Here is a 17745-nt window from a genome sequence, read left to right on the forward strand (position 1 = left end):
CGCATGTCAACTTTGAAGGTGTGGTGCGTGAAGACCCGGGAAACGTCTCGTGCCCTGTTGCCCGAGCGCCAGGGGGTGCCGGTTCCGCTGGGGATCGTCGCCGGCGAGCACCACTGTTTCCATAGTGCCCCAGAGCCGACGAAGCAGACACCGGGACGGGTGCGGTCGTCGCCCCGCGTACACCTTGTGGGTGCTTCGCGAGCGACGACAGGGGCGTCCGGTCGACGCCGCGCCGGTCCCCGCGGGCTCAGGAGGCCGTCGTTACCGCTGGGTCTCGTCCTTGGCCTGCTGGGCGATCCGCTCCAGCACGGCCTTCGGGTCGGCGGCGGGTGCGACGGCCTTCCCGATGTTCCGCTTGATGGTGTCGCTGACCTGGAGCCAGGACGGCTCGTCGACCGGGTAGAGCTGCGCGCTGCGCAGCGCCGTCAGGAACTGCTCGGCGCTGCGGTCCTTCTCCTCGTACTGGGACGCCTCGGAGGCGGTCACCGTCGACGGCAGCAGGTGGTAGCGCCCCGCGAACGCGTTGAGGTTCTTGTCCTCGTAGACGAAGTCCAGGAAGGAGCTGACCAGATCGCGGTTGCCGTCGTGCTTGAACGCCATCATCCAGTCGGCGACGCCCGCCGTCGGCGGGGTCTGCCCGTCACCCAGCGTGTCCGACACCGGCATGCGCAGCGTGCCGACCTTCATGCCCTTCGCCCGCGCCTCGTGGAGGAGCGAGGGATAGCCGTTGACCATGCCGACGTCGCCGCGCAGGAAGGCGGCGAAGGCGTCCTCCCGGTTGAGCCGGGCGGGCGGGACGGGTCCGGTCAGGCCCGGCACGACCAGGTTGTCCTTGAGCCAGGTGAACGTCTCCGTGTTCTGCTCGGACGCGATGTTGTACCCGCCGCTGTCGTCGGTGTACCCGCCGCCGTTGCTCAGTTCCCAGATCAGGGCCTCGGCGTGCGCCTCCTCGGGCCCGAGCGGCAGGGCGTACGGGTAGGGCACGCCCTCCTTCTTCAGCGCCTCGGCCGCGGCCTTCAGCTCCGACCAGGTCTTCGGCGGCTTCGCCCCGGCCTTCTCGAACAGCTCCTCGTTGTAGAAGAGCAGCCGGCTGCTGGCCACGAAGGGCAGGCCGTACAGGGTGCCGTCGACCGAGCCCGCCGCCGCCAGCGGCCGCAGGAAGTTCGCCTCCGCCCTGACCGACATCACCTCGTCGGCGGAGTACAGGCGGCCCTGCGCGGCGAAGTCGGAGTACGCGCCCATCAGGGCCACGTCAGGGGCGTCGTCCTCCTCGACCATGCGGGTGACCTCGCGGTCGATGTCGGCCCACGGGTAGAGCGTCACCTCGATCTTCTTGCCGGGATGGGCGGCGGTGAAGGCGGCGGTCAGCTCGTCCCAGTACGCCTTGGAGCCGGTGGCCGGGCCGGTGCCGTACTCGGGGGCCACCAGGCGCAGCGTCGTCGCGTCGCTCCCGGACGAGCCGCAGGCGGTGACGAGGGAGCCCAGCAGTCCGAATGCGGCCACGGAGACGGTCATGCCGAAGGGTCTTGGTCGCATGGGTTGTTCCTCTTGCTTTTGCTTTTCTGGACAGTGCGGCCGAAATCATCTCCCGGTTCGGGGCATATGGCGCCCCCTGTAGAACAGTTGTGGGTGTAAATCCAATGCGGGAGATTCCGCATCGTGTCTTCCGATATACCGGTGTTCATTTCATCGCGCGTAGAACTCTCCACGGTGTCCCAAGCGACTCCGTCGAGGCGCATTGACGACCCGTCCGCCGCGACCGCCGCCACAGAGGCGTAATTCGGCCAACATCGTGACGATTTCCACTCTCCGGACAACCCGGTATCCGCTCCTTTCCTCTCACCCCACGGGCACGGCGCCCGTCTCATACCGCTCGGGCCGGACGGCGGTTCCGTCCCGTCGGGCCGCGGCCCGCTCATTTCTCACAGCATCCGGAGGACGAGGGAACGATGACCACTACGCGCACCATCCGGCTACGGCGTCCGCTGCTCGCCGGGACCACGGCCGTCGCCGCCATGGCCGTGACCGTCGGATTCATGGCCGCCACTCCGGAGCAGGCGAAGGCCGCGACGGGGCCCAAACTGAGCCTCGTCGCGGCGACCGGCTCCGTCACGCTCACCTCCTGGAAGGAGGACCCGGGCGTCTACCTGGACCTGGGCACCTACCTCACCGCGGAGGGGACACCGCTGGAGCTCAAGGCGACCCGGAAGTCCTACAAGGACCCGGTGACCCTCACCCAGACCGTGTTCGAGGGCGGCAGGACCAAGGCGAAGACACTTCCCCGGGGCACCGTGAAGGACTTCTCCGGACTGCCCGGCTTCGCCGAGATCACCGTCACCGACGGCACGGGCAAGGTGGTCGTCAGCCGGGCGGAGAACTTCTGCCCGAACAACGCCAGCGGACGGGTCCGCCCCGACGCGCCCTCCACCTCGAAGTATCCGGAGAGCTGTCCCACCAACCCCTTCACCCTCGGTTCCGTGTGGGGCGTCGAGAAGGGGTGGGCCTCCAACACCTACGGCGGTTCCTACACCCAGCCGGTGAAGCTCGCCGCAGGCACGTACACGGCCAAGGTGAGGGTCGCCAAGAAGTACCGGGACCTCTTCGGGATCGCCGACAGGCCCGCGACGGTGAAGGTCACCGTCCAGGAGCGCAGCTGGCAGGAGGGCACGGGCGCCACCCCCGCCCGGTCGGTCGCCGCGGGGGAGCACGCCGGGCACGCCGCTGGTGGGGAGCACGCCGCCCACCAGGCCCCGGCGGGCCACGCCGGACACGGGACGGGGCACGCCGCCGTGCCCCCCTCCCAGGCCGGTGCGCCCGAGACGAGCGGCGCGGGCCCCTCGTACAACGTCGGCCACGGACCGCTGAAGGCCGCGCCCCCGGCCCTGCCCTGGGCGCTGAAGAGGCAGCAGGCCGCGCGCGCCGACCTGCGGGCCGGTGACACCGAGGGGCAGACGGACGGCTCGCGCCAGGCGCCCGCCCTCGCCCCGCGGGCCCAGCGGCCCACCGGGACCCCCTCCGTCCCGAACGTCCCCAAGCCCGACCTGCGGTCGCTGCCGGCCTACGGCATCACCATCAGCGACGGCGGTCAGGACATCCCCGGCAAGGACTACCTGGCCTTCAGCGCCAACGTGTGGAACGCGGGCCCGGCCCAGCTCGTGGTCGACGGCTTCCGCTCGCCCGGCAAGGCCAAGATGGACGCGTACCAGTACTTCTACGACGCCCGGGGCAAGCAGGTCGGCTACACCCCGACCGGCACCATGGAGTGGGACCCGCGCCCCGGCCACGTGCACTGGCACTTCACCGACTTCGCCAGCTACCGGCTGCTGAAGGCCGACAAGAAGGAAGCCGTCCGCAGCGGCAAGGAAGCCTTCTGCCTGGCCAACACCGACGCCGTCGACTACACGGTGAAGAACGCCAACTGGCACCCGTACAACACCGACCTCGCCACCGCCTGCGGCCAGGAGAACTCCATCTCCGTCCGCGAGGTCCTGGACGTCGGCTCCGGCGACACCTACACCCAGGACCTGCCGGGACAGTCCTTCGACATCACCGACGTGCCCAACGGCACCTACTACATCCAGGTGCTCGCCAACCCCGCCAAGCGCCTCAAGGAGACCAACCTCGACAACAACAGCGCCCTGCGCAAGGTCGTCCTCGGCGGCACTCCCGGCCGACGGACCGTCACCGTCCCCGCGCACGACCTCGTGAACGCGAACTGACCACCCGCCCCGCACCGCGCGTGCGACTCCGTGCGTGACCGGGTCGGCCCCGGTCGCGCACGGCCTCCTCGCAGGACCGTGTTGTCAGCGCGACCGTCTACCTTCGGCTCATGACACAGGTGGATGTTGTTGCGTTCGGTCGTGCGTGGGATCGTTTCGAGTCGTGGCTCAGGTCGAACTCTCCCGCCGACCAGGCAGTCCTGCGAAGGCCGGCGGAGCGCGAGCGGCTCATCGCGCTGGAAGCACGGCTCGGCTTCGCCCTGCACCCGGAACTCAGAGCACTGCTCGAACAGCACGACGGAGTCGCCGAACCCGCCGCTGTCCCCGGTCCCCGCGGACTTCCGCCCGCCGGTGCGTTTCTCCCGTCCGGACACCGGCTCAGCGGTGTGGACGACATCGTGACGATGTACGACGTACTCGTGGGCGTCGGCGAGGACAACATCGAAGCCGACCTGTGGGAGGAGGACGCGCTGGCCGTGAACCTGGACCGCTGCGTGCCTTTCGCCCTCCCCAATGACGGCGGTGTCGCCTTCGTCGATCACCGCCCTGGCCCCTCGTACGGCCATGTGTACGAGATGGGCATCGGATCAGGAGACCTGGACGGGACGCTCTGGGCGACCAGCCTGACGGAACTGTTCCGATCCCTGGCCGAGGCCTTGGAGACCGACGGCCCCTTTCTGCACTACTGGCCCGTCCCCTACGGGGACGAATCGGGCCACCACTTCCTCGAATGGCAGATCCGAACCTGAGCGCGGCCGCAGGAGGCCCCGGCCCCGGAGCCGCACGAAGCGTTCCGGGGCCGATCGAGTGAACGTGAAAGGCAGTCCTGGCCGGCCGACCGGACCCCCGGTCCGCTCCAGCGCCTGCCGGTGGCGGGGTCAGGCGAGGCCGTCCCAGCCCCAGCGCGGGGTGGGGCCGGGCTCGCCGAGGTCCGTCCCCGGGGCCGAGGCCGAGACGTCCTTGGCGATCCGCGTCCCCCAGTCGAAGTACTCCATCACCCGGCGGCGCAGCAGGGCGTCGTCCGGCAGCTCCTTCTCCACGGCCGCCGCCATCAACTCCATCCAGCGCAGCCGCTGTTCCTCCGTGATGCCGAGACCGAGATGGGCACGGAGCAGGGCCTGATGCCCGCCGTGCTCCGCCGTGAACCCGGCCGGCCCCGAGAAGACCTCGGCCAGCCACACGGCCACGTGCTCCACATGGGTGGGGGTGAAGTCGGCGAAGACGGGCGCGAGGAGGGGGTCGGCGAGAACCCCCTCGTAGAACGTCTCGGAGAGCCGGCGCAGCGCGTCGGCGCCGCCCACGGCCTCGTACAGGGTGTTCGTGTGCTCGGCGCTCATGGAAGACCTCCGTGATCCGGGATGTGTCCTGCCAGCTTTCACGCAACACGGCCCGGATCCAAGGATGTTCGCTCAGGAGGTCGGCGGATTCCCCCGCCTGCTTGAACCCGTACGGAGGGGAGGGCAGGTTGGGGCCATGACATGGACAGCACCGTCGGTCGCGCGCACCCAGCGGCTGGGCGACCTGGGAACCGTGGCCGAGCGTCAGATGCTGGAAGGCTGGCTGCGCCGGCACCGGGAGACGCTGCTCGCCAAGTGCGCCGGGCTCACGTCGGTCCAGCTGGCCCGGACGGCGGTGGAGCCCTCGGGACTCAGCCTCCTCGGGCTGGTGCGGCACATGGCGGAGGTGGAGCGGTGGTGGTTCCGGCGGAGCTTCGCGGGCGAGGACGTCGGCGACGTCTTCACCGGCCCGTCGGACGGCGACGAAGGGCTCGCCGGGGTCGACGCGGCGGACGCGGAGCGGGACTTCGGACGGTTCCGCGCCGAGATCGCGGCCTGCGACGCGGCGGCGGCCGGACACGACCTCGACGAGACCTTCGTCTCCCGCGGTGGAGTTCCGCTCAGCCTGCGCTGGGTCTACATGCTGATGATCCAGGAGTACGCCCGCCACAACGGCCACGCCGACTTCCTGCGGGAGCGGACCGACGGGGTGACGGGGGACTGAGCGGCCACCCCGCCCGGCGGATCCCGTGCGACCGGGCCTGCACCGGGACCAGTGGTGGTCCGTCCGCCGGGCCATCGGCCGGAGGCCTACCCCGAGGCCGTCACCTGGCGAACGTGAACCTCTGGACGGACTTGAGGTCGGTGTCCCAGAAGGTGACCCCCGGGGTGGGCCCGATGTTGAGGAAGGGGACGTCGCCGGGCAGCGGGACGTCGACGGGCGAGCCGATCTCGTCGGCCGAGTCGCGGCCCTGGAAGCCCAGGGTCAGGGTCTTCACCGCGCGGGTCTCCTCGCCGGCGACGAAGAGCCGCATCCCCGCGTACGCCTTCTGGCCCGGGGCGAGAGTGGCGACGGCGTTCGCGTTGGACTCGAGCGGGCCGACCTCGTCGTAGGAGCCCTCGTCGAAGCGGATGAGCGCGTACTTGTAGAGGGTGCAGGTCCTGTCGCCGATGTTGGTGGCCGTGAGGGTGAGGTGCCGGAGCTCGTCGTGCGGTTCGGCCCTCGACGTGACCGAGATGTTCTCGTCGGTGCACGCCGTGGTCCTGGCCCTGCTCCCGGAACCACCGCTGCCGGAGCCGCTGCCCCCGGAACCACCGCTCCCGGAGCCCCCGCTCCCGGAACCGGCACTCGTGGCGGGCGGTTCACCGGCCGGAGTCCGAGCGGTCTCGGTCGAACCACCCCCGTCACCCCCGTCGACGGGGGTGGCAGAACTCGACGCGCTCGGACTGCCGGCCCCGCTCGGACCGTCCGACACGCTCGTGGAGGACGGCGCAGGAGCGCCCGCCCCCTGGGACGTGTCGCTCTCCTGACAGCCCGTCGACGACAGGAGCGCCGCGACGGCGACGCCTCCCAGGACGTAGGTCTTCCAGGTGTTGCGGGCGGTGCGCATGGTGTTCCCCCGTGGATTTCTCGTGGTGCCGGAGCCGACATCGCGGGCCTGCGAGTCGACCCGGCCTGCGAGTCGACCCGGCTCGGCGCCGACACGAGCGACTGCTCGTCCGCGCTCCGCCGACTCGATGGCCGTGACGGTACGCGGCAGCCGTCCTCCCCGGCGTCAACCTGCCGGTGGACCCCGGGTAAACCCTGGCGGTAGGCCCGGCGCGGCAGGGAGAGCAGGGCCGCAGGGCCGTCGCCTCCACCTCCCGCGGTACCGCGTACGGTTGACGCCGGTGGGACGGTCCGTCGATAGGCTGCGCCGATGCAGCGTCCGCGGGTGCCGATACCCAGATCCCCCCTGTTCGTCGACACCGGCATCGCGTCGGCCGTCCTGGGCTGCGCGCTCCTGCTCGGCCGCCAGGACACCGGCGAGGGGTATCCGCCGCTGGACGCACCCGGCTTCCTGCTGACGCTCGCCATCCACCTGCTGCTGTGCGGGCGGCGCCGACACCCGAGCGCGGTGACGGTCGGCATCCTCACCCTCTGGACGGTGTACATCGCCCTCGGCCACTGGCCGGTCGTGAACAGCCTCGCCGCGCAACTGGCCCTCTACACCGTCGCGTCCACCCGCCCGCTGCGCACGGCCGTCACCGCCGGCGCGGCGCTCGGCGTCATCTGGCTGTACGGGGGGTTCGCGGCCCCCCACGGCTCGGTGGCGGCCGCCGCGGGACTGGGCTTCGTCGTCCCGGCGGTGCTGGTGAGATTCGGCCAGTCCGCGCGCGAGTCCGAACGGCGCGGCCGGCGGCTGGCCGAACTCGCCGCCCAGCTCCAGGAGGAACGCGACGCCAAGGCGCTCCGGGCCGTGGCCGAGGAACAGGCGCGGATCGCCCGCGAACTGCACGACGTGATCGCCCACCACATATCGGTGATCTCCGTGCAGTCGGGCCTGGCCGACTACGTCTTCGACACCGATCCCGGCACCGCCCGCAGAGCACTCGGCACCATCGCCGACACGTCGAGCGAGGCGCTGGAGGAGATGCGGCGGATGCTGACCCTCCTCCGCGCGGGGGACAACGCCCCCGAGTCGTACGCCCCCATGCCCACGCTGGGCGGCCTCGCGGACATGGCAGCCCGGATGCGCGCCGGCGGAGTGCCCGTCGAACTGATCGTGGAGGGACAGTCCCGAACGCTGCCGCCCGGAGTGGAACTGTGCGCGTACCGGGTGGTGCAGGAGGCCCTCACCAACGTACTGAAACACGCGCGGCCGGCCACCGCCGTGGTGAAGGTGCGCTATCAGCCGCACCGCCTCCTGGTGAGCGTCACGGACGACGGGCCGGGTGTCGATCCGGTCAGAGTCGACGCCAGGGATGGCCATGGCTTGATCGGGATGCAGGAACGCGCCAAGCTCTACGGTGGTGCCGTGACGACAGGCCCAGGTCCCGAAGGGGGCTTTCGCGTACGGCTGACACTGCCGACCTCCACCGCCACGGCAGGAGAGACGCCGGCCGACAGCTGAAGGGGGAGCGGCCGGCCATGACGACCCGGGTACTCGTGGTCGACGACCAGTACCTCATCCGCGCCGGAATCGTGGGGCTGCTGCAGGCGACCGACGGCATGACCGTCGTCGGAGAGGCCGGCGACGGCGAGGAGGCCGTCGCCCAGGCGGCCCGACTGCGGCCCGACGTGATCCTGATGGACATCCGCATGCCCCGGATGAACGGCATCGACGCGGCCCGGCGGATCCTCGCCGACGACACCGAAGAGGCCGGCCCGCCGCCGCGGATCCTGATGCTCACCACCTTCGACCTCGACGAGTACGTCTACCGGGCACTGCGCGCGGGCGCCAGCGGCTTCCTCCTCAAGGACACCGGCCCGAAGCGACTGCTCGCCGCGGTGGCGGCGGTCGCGGGAGGCGACGCGCTCTTCGCGCCGAGCGTGACGCGGAGACTGGTGGAGGCCTTCACCCGCACGTCGGCACCCGGTGAACCCGTCCCCGTCGGCCGGCGGCCGGAGATCGACCAGCTCACGGCCCGCGAGACGGAGGTGCTGCGCCTGGCCGGCACCGGCAGGTCCAACGCGGAGATCGCGGAGCGTCTGTTCATCTCCGAGGCGACCGTCAAGACGCACCTCAACCGCACCATGGCGAAACTGGACCTGACCAGCAGGGCCCAGGCCGTGGTGCTGGCCTACGAGACGGGACTGGTGGCACCGGGAGGCGGCGGCCCCCACGCGCCGTGACCGGTGGCCGGAAGCGGAGCCCTGGCCGGAGGGCCGACCAGGGCCCTCGTCCAGAGGCCGGAGCGGGGCCCTGGTCCAGAAGTGGTCCGGAGGCGGTCCGGGGCGTGCCCGGCCGTGCCGTCGCTCAGGGCCCGTCGACGAGGTGCTGGATGCCGGGGGCGTAGAGGTCCGCGAGTCGTTCGACGGTGGCGTGGGCGGTGGCGCCGTCGGGACGGTGGAGGCTCAGGGTGGCGCCCAGACCGAGGAGCTGACCGGCGATCAGCTCGGCGCGCAGCCGGGCTTCGGGGCCGGTGAGGATGCCGGTGAGACGGTCGGTGATCTGCTCGCGGAAGCGGGCGCGCAGCAGGGTGCGCTCGTCCTCGATGCCGAGGGAGAACACCACGCGCAGGAGCGGGTCGCCGCGGAGCCGGTCGCGGAGGTCGACCATGGTCAGGACGAGGTGCCGGCCGAGGCCGGGCAGCGGAGCGGTGAAGAGTTCGGCGGCGGCCGGACGGAAGTCGACGACCGTGTTGAACAGGGCTTCCTTGGTGCCGAAGCGTTTGACGATCAAGGAGGGGCTCACCCCGGCCGCCGCGGCGATGCCGCGCATGGTGACCTCGGCGTACGGCTTGAGCGTGAACGCCCGCCGCGCGGCGCGGATGATGGCGTCGCGCCCGGTCTCCGGGCCCTCCTCCCCTCCGCGCGTGGCCGGGGAGGTGGGTTCGTCGGCGGTTCTCATGCGTTTCCTCGGGCGGCACTGAGGGGCGGTGACACCGTGACGGTACCGCCCGGCCGGTCGCCGTCGCGCGCGGTGCCCCGGCCCGGCCGGTCGGAGGGCAGGAGAAGGGTGACGACGAGGGCGGCCAGGGCCGCTCCGGCGGCGATCAGGAAGATCAGCAGGTACGCGTGGAGCGTCGGCGCGCCGTGGCCGCCCACCACGAAGGTCACACGGGCGAGGACGGTGGCGACCACGGCGCTGCAGCAGGCCTGGCCCACGGAGCGCATCAGGGTGTTGAGGCCGTTGGCCGACGCGGTCTCGCTCACCGGCACGGCCCGCATGACGAGGGCGGGCAACGCGGAGTACGCGATGGCGGTGCCGCAGGCGACCACGGTGGCACCGGCGACGATCAGCCAGAGACTGTGGCTGGTGAAGAAGCGCACCACATAGCCCAGGGCCATGACCACGGCTCCACCGGCGAGCGCGGTACGGGGCCCGTACGTGGCGGAGATCCGCGCCGAGAGGGGCGACAGGGCCACCATCGCGAGTCCGCCGGGCAGCAGACACAGCCCGCTGACGACGATGGAGGCGCCGAGGCCGTAACCGGTGCTCGTGGGCTCCTGTACGAGCTGGGCGGTGACCAGGGAGTTCGCGTAGAACGAGAAGCCGATGAGCAGGGCCGCGACATTGGTCAGCAGCACGGCGGGCCGGGCGGACACCCGCAGGTCCATGATCGGGGACGGGGTGCGCAGCTCGTACCAGCCCCAGAGCAGCCCCACGGCCACCGAGGTGCCGAGCACGCCGAGCGTCAGCGCGGAGGTCCAGCCCCAGTCGGAGCCCTGGGTGATCGCCAGGAGCACACCGACCAGCAGGACGGCCAGCCCCAGCGTGCCCGGCACGTCGAAGCGTCCCGGGGAACGCACCCCCGACTCCGGCACGATCGCCAGCACGAGCAGGAGGTCGAGCAGACCGAGCGCGGCGGACGCCCAGAACATGGTGTGCCAGTCGAAGTTCTCCGTGACGACGGCGGCCAGGGGCACTCCGATCGCCGCGCCGATGCCGAGGGAGGAGCTCATGAGCGCGATCGACGGCAGTACGCGCTCGGCGGGGAGCTCGTCGCGGATGATGCTGATGCCGAGCGGGATCACGGCGAGCGCCGCGCCCTGGAAGGCCCGACCGGTGATCAGTACGCCGATGTCGGAGCTGACCGCGCACAGTACGGAACCGAGGGTGAGCACCCCGAGCGACGCGAGGAGGACCCGCCGCTTGCCGTACATGTCGCCGACCCGGCCGAGCACCGGAGTGAACACCGCTCCGGTGAGCAGGGTGACGGTCACGAGCCAGCCCGCGGCGCCCGCGCTCGCCCCGGTCAGCTCGGGCACGTGGGGCAGCAGCGGCACGACGAGGGTCTGCATGACGGCGACGACCATGCCGCAGAAGGCGAGGACGGGGACGACGAGCCGCGAGCGGGCGGCTCCGGACGCCGAGCCGGATATGGGCGCGGGAGCGGATTCGGGTTCGGATTCGGCGGAGGGCATCGTGCTCCAGAGGCGGTGCGGGAGGCGGAGGGGAGGGGGAGGGGTGCACATGTGTTCACCCCCAGGGTAAACAAGTGTGCACCCCCAGCCAAGGCCGGGGTCCCCGGTACCCCGACTCGCCGCGTACGGATCAGGCCATCCCCGGTGGAAGACCCGGCGGGCGCGGACGGTGGCGCCGTAGCCTGGGCGCCTTTGCGAAGGTCCGCTTCCGGCGGAACGCCATGTTCGTACGAGAGGACCCAGGTGACCTCGATACGCAGCGCACTCGCCCTCCCCCTCGCCGCCGCCTGTCTGGCCCTGGCGACCCCGCCCGCCCCGGCCGCCGGGACGACCGCGGTCTCCGCGGAAGAGGCCCGGCTCGACCGGGCCGCGCCCCAGGAGATCCTGAGGCTCAGCGGATTCGCCTCCCTGGCACCGGAGTTCGCCGACGCGCTCGCCGACGCGGACTCCTTCGCCGCGGCCGGGCGGACGGTCGCCCGCTACGGGGCGGGGCTCTGGCGGCGGGCGGTGGACCGGGCGCAGGGCAGGGGAGAGGCGGGCGGCGTCCTGTCGCGGGACGACGACCGGCCGCTGTACTGGTCGCGACTCGCGCTCACCCGTGAACTCCGTTCCTGGCGGCCCGGATTCACGATCACCGAGGAGGCCCGGGCCCGGCTGCTCGACCGCCTCGAACGCTCCTCGCGCGGCCAGGACTCCATCCGCTACCCGGCCGGGAAGGGCGTGAAGCGGATCCTGCTGACCGGCTTCGACCCGTTCACGCTCGACCGGGACACCCGGATCAGCAACCCCTCCGGGGCCACGGCGCTCGCCCTGGACGGCACCTGGCTGCGTACCTCCGACGGCTCGCTCGCCCGGGTCGAGACGGCCGTCTTCCCCGTCCGCTGGCAGGACTTCGCCGATGGCACGGTCGAGCGGACCCTGCGCCCGCACCTGCCGGAGGTGGACCTGTTCACCACGGTGAGCCAGGGCCGGCCCGGCCGGTTCGACATCGAGCGGACCAACGGGGCCTGGCGCGGCGGGTTCCCCGACAACGAGAACCTCTCGCGTACGGAGACCGTGCCCGTCGCCGATCCGGCCGCGCAGCCCCAGTGGACGTCGACGACCCTTCCGTACAAGGCGATCACGGCCGCGTCCACCGGCCGCTTCCCCGTCTACGACAACACCTCCGTGACCGAACTGCCGGCCGGGGCCGGCACCCCCGTGGTCCGCCCCGGCGGGCCGACGCCCGGCTCCACGGCCCGCGCGGGCGGCGGCGGGAACTACCTGTCCAACGAGATCGCCTACCGGGCCACCCTGCTGCGCGACCGCCTCGGCCTGACGCGGCTGCCCGGCGGCCATGTCCACACGCCGGTCCTCGAGTTCGGCCCCGGAAACACCGACCCGGCGACGGGCACGGTCACGGACGCGGAGTTCGTACGCAACCGGCTCGACATCATCGCCCAGGTGCGGGCGATCCTCGCCGTGGCCGCAGGCTCCCGGTAATTCTTCGCGCGCCGTGCCGGACGTGGAGCGGGTGACTCTCCGCGTGGTCCGACGTGGGCGGGCCGGTCCCAGCCCTGGAACGGCCACGGCTCCCGCTCGCCGAGGGAGGCGTCCGGGGACGACCGCTGCTGGGCCGCGGACGCCGTGGTCGGCTGAGCCGCCGGGGCTCCGTTTCTCCGACGCCGCCGTGGAGGACGACACCGTCTGCGCGACCCTGCTGGAGGACACCGCGGCGTGCGCCACCACGGCCGGGCTGATGCACCACGGTCCGCGGTCGGACCGGGCCGGCCGTGCCCGGACGTCGGGCGTGTCCGGTACGACGTGGGCGGCGGGGGCGACCGCGCCGCCGGTGGCGGCGGTCAGGCGACGAGGCCGAGCCGCGGACCGCCCCGGTCGTGCAGTCGTCTGAAGAAGGCCAGCACGCCCGCGGAGCCGCCGGCCCAGGTGGCACTCGACCGGGCGAGACCGGTGTCCGGGAACACGGGCCGGGACCAGGTGCCGCCGCTGCGGCTGAGGATGAGCAGGGCGACGGTCTCGGCCGCGTCCCGGAACTCCTCGGACGCGGACGCCTCCGCGACGTCCACCATCAGGTCGCCCACTCCGGCCAGTCCGCAGCACTGCGTGACCAGCGGCATCCGCGGTGCCAGTGCGGCGCAGGCGCGCGCGGCCCGCTGGGCGAGGTCGAGGTAACCGGGCTCCTCCAGGCGTTCGGCGGCCCGGACGAGTACGGTCCCGATGCCGGCCAGGCCCCGGCACCACGAGCCGTAGCGGCGTGTCGCCCCCGGCTCGGCGGCCGCTGCGATGATGTCCGGTGTCACGGCGGCCAGGCGCGCGGCGGCCTTCTCGGAGCGGCTGATCGCGTCGGGGTCCCCGGTCGCGTCGCCGTACTCGAGCAGGAAGCAGGTGATGCCCGCCTCGCCGTGCGCGATGCCCTCGCGGAGTGCGGCGCTGCCGGCCGTGTCCGGGCCGGTCGGGGTCAGTCGGGCGGTGCCCGACGCCAGCATCCGGTCGCAGTCGGCGGCGATGGCGAGGTGCCGGTCCGCGGCGTGTCGGTGACCGGACCGGAGGGCGTGTCGGGCGAGCAGCAGCCGGCCGAGGCCGATTCCGGCGACGCCCGCGATCAGGTCTGCCTCCGGAGGTCCGCCGTCCGGTGCGCGCTCCGGCAGGACGGGGTGATCCGACCCCACCTCCAGCCCCGCCTCCGCGAGGAAGAGCTCGACGCCGGTGCGCCCCGTGTAGAAGCCGGGTGACAGGTTCCTGGACTGTTCCGCCGTCCACCGCGCCAACTCGTCGACGGCAGAACGCACATGGGGCCGGTGCGCATGCTGGAGGAGTTCCAGTCCGAGTCCCGAACTGCCGCCGTAGACGTCGATCGAGGTCGGGACGTTCAGCTGTGCGGCCTGCACCGGGTCCACGATCGCGTGCGCTTCGCCGACGCAGAACGAGGTCGTGTGCTCGATGATCTCGTCCAGCAGGTCGCTGTCGATCCGGGGGCGCGCGGGCCGGGGCGCGGCGACGGCCGTGCCGGTGCGCAGGCGGTCGGCGGCGGTGGTCCGTACGGCCGGGTCGAAGCTCAGGAGGCCGGTGATCGACGACCGGATCTCCCGGTGGGCGCGCCCGGGCAGCGCCGATGCCAGGCAGGCCAGGGTCCGGTCCCGGTTGACCCCGTGGTCGGTGTCGACGATTACCGGATCCATGCCGGTGGCGGCGAAGAAGAGGGTCGCGCCGAGGGCGTAGTAGTCGTCGGCGGGGGCGGCCGGTCCGGTCGCGCGCAGAACCGGCTCGCTGTATCCGGGGGTCGCCCCACCCGGGCCGGCGCCGTCGCACTCGCTGATCCCGAAGTCGATCACGTGGCAGTGGCCGGGGCCCGAGTCGTCGAGCACGACGTTGTCGGGCTTGAGATCGCGGACCACCACGTTCCGGCCGTGGATCGCGTCCAGGACGCGCAGGAGCCGGGAGGCGAGGACGGACAGGGCGCGCGCCGGCCGGGTGTCGTCGTCCCGGTAGGGGCCGTTCCGCAGCACCTCCCTGCGCAGGTCCCGGTCGCCGCAGCTGCTCATCACCAGGTACTCGTCCGACCGGTGAGCGAAGTAGTCCAGTGCGCGGGGCACACCCGTGACGCCGTCGAGCGCGGTGAGGACCGTGCGCTCGTTGCGCAGCCGGTGGCGGGCGTCCGTACCGAATTCGTCCTCGCCCACGAAGGCCCTCGCCTGTTTGACCACCACCGGCAGCCCGAGAGTGCGGTCGACCGCGCGGTAGACGTTGCCCCCGGGCGCACGCGCGATGCCGGCGGTGACCGTGTAGCGTCCGCCGCCGAAGCCGGCCGCGGACGGCTCGTCACCGTGTCCGGAGTCGCGTGCGAAGGGGTCCTCGGCCCAGGGCGGGCACTTGTAGCGGCCGACGGCCAGGCCGTCGAAGATCCGGCCGTCCGGCCCGGTCATGATGGATTCGAGCCGCCCGCTCCGGCCGGTCCGGTAGTCGCCCGTGAAGGGGCCGTAGCGGTAGTAGACCGGGGCCCTCCGGTCGACCCGCCGATCGCTGACGATCCGAGGGCCCTCCCGGTCCCGCAGTACGGCGGCGAGTTCCCGGCCGAGCTCGACCACGGCGTCGGCCAGGGGGTAGACGGTGACCGCCTTGCCGACGGCTCCGGCGCTCACCACCCCGGAGTTGAGGCGGCGCAGCGTCTCCGGGTCACGGGCGAACTTCGCGTGGCAGACGTGCCGCGCCAGGACCGGCAGGACGAGCCGGGTCACGGCGTCGAGCTCTCCGGGGCGCGCCGAGACGTGCAGTTTCCAGCCGTGTTCCATCGCCGGCATCCGCGGATCGTTCAGGTACGACCATGTGTCATCGGACCAACCGCTGCGGCCGGCGATGGAAACGGCCACCGCTACGAGTTCAGGTCACAGGCGAAGCGGGTGGTGGCGGTCACCCAGGGGTCGGCGAGACACGCGGTGTACTCGCGGTCGCTGCGGTCGTCGTCCTCGAACGCGATCGCCTCGTCGTCGATCTCCAGCGGACCCGCGTCGCGGATTCCGTCGACTTCCAGAAGTTCGGGCACGGCTACGGGCATGTGACGCCTCCAGGGTTGTCGTGCGCTGAGGAGCAGGCAATGGCCGAAGCGGGCCGGTGGACCCGCCGGGCCAGGGACTCGCTGAACAAAAGTAGGGAGGGGTGGACCCGCTGACAAGGGGGCGGGCGGGACTGCTCTAGAGAACTCCCACCCCGGCACCGACCCCGGCGGCACGCCGCTGCCGGAAGCGGTCGTGGACGGTCGACCAGGCGCCGGACTCGGTCGGCGGCTCGCCACCGCCCGGCCGTCCCGAACCGCCAGATGGCGTCCTCGGACTGTTGTCGCAGCCGCTCGGGTACGAGCCGTACGCGCCGATCGGCAGGTGTGGATCGATGAATTCCCGCTCCGCGTCGGTCATTTGTCGTCGCGTCACGTCAGACGGTGTGGCGGGACGAGCCGTGCCATGAAGGCGCGCCCCGTGGATTGATCACGGCTCGATGCGCGCCCTAGGGTTCACGCGATCAACTTCCTTCGAGAAAAGGGAACTTCATGTCGATTCCGCGCAGGTCCTTACTCGCCGGCTCGACGGCAGGCGTGGCTGCCGCCGCCGTCGGGGGTGCGGGAAGCGCCGAAGCAGCCGACGGGTCGGCGGCCGTGGCGTCGCCGTTGCTGCAGCGCACGCCCAGTCGTCTCGGGGTGCCGGGCGTGGCCGGGCTGCACCTGCAGTTCGGCGCCGATCCCGCCACCGAGATGACCGTCTCCTGGATCAGCCCCCAGTCCGTCCGGCGTCCGCGGATACACCTGGGGTCGCCGGACGGTGGCACCGGGCGGGTGGTCGACGCCGAGACCCGTACCTACCGTGACGGGCTCTCTCAGCGAGAGGTGTACGTCCATCACGCCCGCATCACAGGACTGCGGCCGGACACCACCTACCTGTACTCGGCCGGCCACGACGGCACCGCGCAGGAGACCGGGTCCTTCACCACGGCACCGCGCGGTCGTGCCGCTTTCACCTTCACCAGCTTCGGCGACCAGGGCACGCCCAACCTGCGCCGGTCCCTCAAGTGGCCCACGGAGGACACGCCGCCGCCCCTCGGTCCTTTCCCGCTCTACACCAGCACCCAGGGCGGCACCGAGGCGTCCGCCGACATCGTGGCCGCGGTGGAACGGGTCGGTCCGCTGTTCAACCTGATCAACGGCGACCTCTGCTACGCGGGCGTGGCCGGTGCCATCGGCGAGGACCGTGTCGCGACCTGGGCCGACTGGTTCATCAGCAACAGCCGCTCGGCGCGGCTGCGCCCCTGGATGCCCTGTGTGGGCAACGGCGAGACCGAGAAGGGCAACGGACCCCTGGGCGTCACGGGTTACCAGACCTACTTCGCGCTGCCGGACGCGACGACGGCCACCGATGCCGAGACCCGTGGTCTGTGGTACGCCTTCACCGTCGGCGCGGTCCGTTTCATCAGCCTGGCCAACGACGACGTGGCGATCGTGGACAGCGGCGACATCTATCTGCGCGGTTACTCCGGCGGTGCGCAACGTCGCTGGCTGGAAAGGGAGTTGCAGGCGGCGCGAGCAAGTACCGCTGTCGACTGGATCGTCGTCTTCATGCATCATCCGATGATCTCCAGCCACCGCAGCGGCGGGGCCGACCTCGGAGTCCGCCAGGAGTGGGGCCCGCTCTTCGACGCGTACGGCGTCGACCTGGTGCTCTGCGGCCACGAGCACTACTACGAGCGCTCGCTGCCGCTCCGCGGCACCCTGCCGAACGAGGTCCGCACCCCCATCCCGGTCTCCACCGGCACCGATGTCGCCGACACCGCGAAGGGCACCGTGCACATGGTCATCGGCGGGGGCGGCAACTTCGCCACCACCCAGGACGACCTGTTCGAGGAACCCAAGGGTCGCGTCGTCGTCGACGTGGGCAAGGTGCCCGAGGGCCGCCACCGCAAGGCGGTCTACACCACCGAGGACGCCCCCTGGCGTGCCGTCCAGGACCGCGTCCACTCCCATGGCTTCGCCGCCTTCGACGTCGACCCGGGCACCCGCGGCACCGGACGCACCCGGATGCACGTCACGTACTACACCTTCGACGGCCCCTACGGAGAGCTGACCCCGGTCGACACCTTCACTCTGGAACGCCCCGGCGCGGACGCCCGGGACTGACGCCGGCCGGGGCGCGAGCCG

General features: G+C 72.0%; 15 protein-coding genes. 7 read left to right on the forward strand and 8 right to left on the reverse strand.

The features are described 5' to 3' along the window. Nucleotides 1-261 precede the first annotated feature (261 nt). Nucleotides 262-1536 carry an extracellular solute-binding protein gene (locus ACFYUS_RS28465; protein ID WP_388858019.1) on the reverse strand — a complete coding sequence of 425 codons (1275 nt, stop codon included), beginning with the start codon at nt 1534-1536 and terminating at the stop codon, nt 262-264. 413 nt (nt 1537-1949) lie between these two features. Here ACFYUS_RS28465 and ACFYUS_RS28470 point away from each other — a divergent pair, with 413 nt between their 5' ends. After that, the gene (locus tag ACFYUS_RS28470; RefSeq protein WP_388858022.1) at nt 1950-3719 is read left to right on the forward strand and encodes a lysyl oxidase family protein; all 1770 of its coding nucleotides are present in this window, start codon (nt 1950-1952) and stop codon (nt 3717-3719) included. Nucleotides 3720-3829: 110 nt separating this feature from the next. Beyond that, the gene (locus tag ACFYUS_RS28475) at nt 3830-4468 is read left to right on the forward strand and encodes an SMI1/KNR4 family protein (RefSeq protein ID WP_388858025.1); all 639 of its coding nucleotides are present in this window, start codon (nt 3830-3832) and stop codon (nt 4466-4468) included. A gap of 129 nt (nt 4469-4597) precedes the next feature. Here the strand turns inward: ACFYUS_RS28475 and ACFYUS_RS28480 are convergent, their stop codons facing one another. Next, nucleotides 4598-5056, reverse strand: a complete 459-nt coding sequence (locus ACFYUS_RS28480) for a group II truncated hemoglobin (protein WP_388858028.1) — start codon at nt 5054-5056, stop codon at nt 4598-4600. 136 nt (nt 5057-5192) lie between these two features. On the opposite strand from ACFYUS_RS28480, the gene ACFYUS_RS28485 reads away from it, so the two are divergent. Next, the gene (locus tag ACFYUS_RS28485; protein ID WP_388858031.1) at nt 5193-5720 is read left to right on the forward strand and encodes a DinB family protein; all 528 of its coding nucleotides are present in this window, start codon (nt 5193-5195) and stop codon (nt 5718-5720) included. A 100-nt stretch (nt 5721-5820) separates the two neighbouring features. Here the strand turns inward: ACFYUS_RS28485 and ACFYUS_RS28490 are convergent, their stop codons facing one another. Then, nucleotides 5821-6606: a DUF4232 domain-containing protein gene (locus ACFYUS_RS28490; RefSeq protein ID WP_388858034.1), complete on the reverse strand. Its 786-nt coding sequence runs from the start codon at nt 6604-6606 to the stop codon at nt 5821-5823. A gap of 324 nt (nt 6607-6930) precedes the next feature. Here ACFYUS_RS28490 and ACFYUS_RS28495 point away from each other — a divergent pair, with 324 nt between their 5' ends. Both ACFYUS_RS28495 and ACFYUS_RS28500 read left to right on the forward strand, forming a co-directional pair. Beyond that, a complete protein-coding gene (locus tag ACFYUS_RS28495; protein WP_388858037.1) occupies nt 6931-8109 on the forward strand; it encodes a sensor histidine kinase in 1179 nt (392 codons plus the stop codon). Nucleotides 8110-8126: 17 nt separating this feature from the next. Continuing rightward, the gene (locus tag ACFYUS_RS28500) at nt 8127-8831 is read left to right on the forward strand and encodes a response regulator (RefSeq protein ID WP_388858040.1); all 705 of its coding nucleotides are present in this window, start codon (nt 8127-8129) and stop codon (nt 8829-8831) included. Nucleotides 8832-8955: 124 nt separating this feature from the next. Here the strand turns inward: ACFYUS_RS28500 and ACFYUS_RS28505 are convergent, their stop codons facing one another. Together ACFYUS_RS28505 and ACFYUS_RS28510 are read right to left on the reverse strand one after the other, a co-directional pair. After that, complete coding sequence (locus tag ACFYUS_RS28505; RefSeq protein WP_388858043.1) at nt 8956-9549, reverse strand: TetR family transcriptional regulator; 594 nt, start codon at nt 9547-9549, stop codon at nt 8956-8958. Then, nucleotides 9546-11066: an MFS transporter gene (locus ACFYUS_RS28510; RefSeq protein ID WP_388858047.1), complete on the reverse strand. Its 1521-nt coding sequence runs from the start codon at nt 11064-11066 to the stop codon at nt 9546-9548. Before ACFYUS_RS28510 ends, ACFYUS_RS28505 begins: the two co-directional genes overlap by 4 nt. 243 nt (nt 11067-11309) lie before the next feature. Between ACFYUS_RS28510 and ACFYUS_RS28515 the strand changes: the two genes are divergently transcribed. Further along, entirely contained in the window at nt 11310-12548 is a 1239-nt protein-coding gene (locus ACFYUS_RS28515) for a pyroglutamyl peptidase (RefSeq protein WP_388858050.1), read from the forward strand. A gap of 359 nt (nt 12549-12907) precedes the next feature. On the opposite strand, the gene lanL is transcribed toward ACFYUS_RS28515, so the two are convergent. The 3 genes from lanL to ACFYUS_RS28530 all read right to left on the reverse strand — a co-directional run bounded on the left by lanL (nt 12908) and on the right by ACFYUS_RS28530 (nt 15991). Beyond that, a complete protein-coding gene (gene lanL / locus ACFYUS_RS28520) occupies nt 12908-15433 on the reverse strand; it encodes a class IV lanthionine synthetase LanL (protein ID WP_388858053.1) in 2526 nt (841 codons plus the stop codon). A gap of 2 nt (nt 15434-15435) precedes the next feature. Continuing rightward, the gene (locus ACFYUS_RS28525) at nt 15436-15618 is read right to left on the reverse strand and encodes an SflA family class IV lanthipeptide (RefSeq protein ID WP_388858056.1); all 183 of its coding nucleotides are present in this window, start codon (nt 15616-15618) and stop codon (nt 15436-15438) included. A gap of 136 nt (nt 15619-15754) precedes the next feature. Then, the gene (locus ACFYUS_RS28530) at nt 15755-15991 is read right to left on the reverse strand and encodes a hypothetical protein (RefSeq protein WP_388858059.1); all 237 of its coding nucleotides are present in this window, start codon (nt 15989-15991) and stop codon (nt 15755-15757) included. Nucleotides 15992-16263: 272 nt separating this feature from the next. Between ACFYUS_RS28530 and ACFYUS_RS28535 the strand changes: the two genes are divergently transcribed. Further along, nucleotides 16264-17724, forward strand: a complete 1461-nt coding sequence (locus ACFYUS_RS28535; RefSeq protein WP_388858062.1) for a purple acid phosphatase family protein — start codon at nt 16264-16266, stop codon at nt 17722-17724. Nucleotides 17725-17745 lie beyond the last annotated feature (21 nt).

It is taken from the genome of Streptomyces sp. NPDC004284 (assembly GCF_042874035.1).
Lineage (GTDB): Bacteria > Actinomycetota > Actinomycetes > Streptomycetales > Streptomycetaceae > Streptomyces.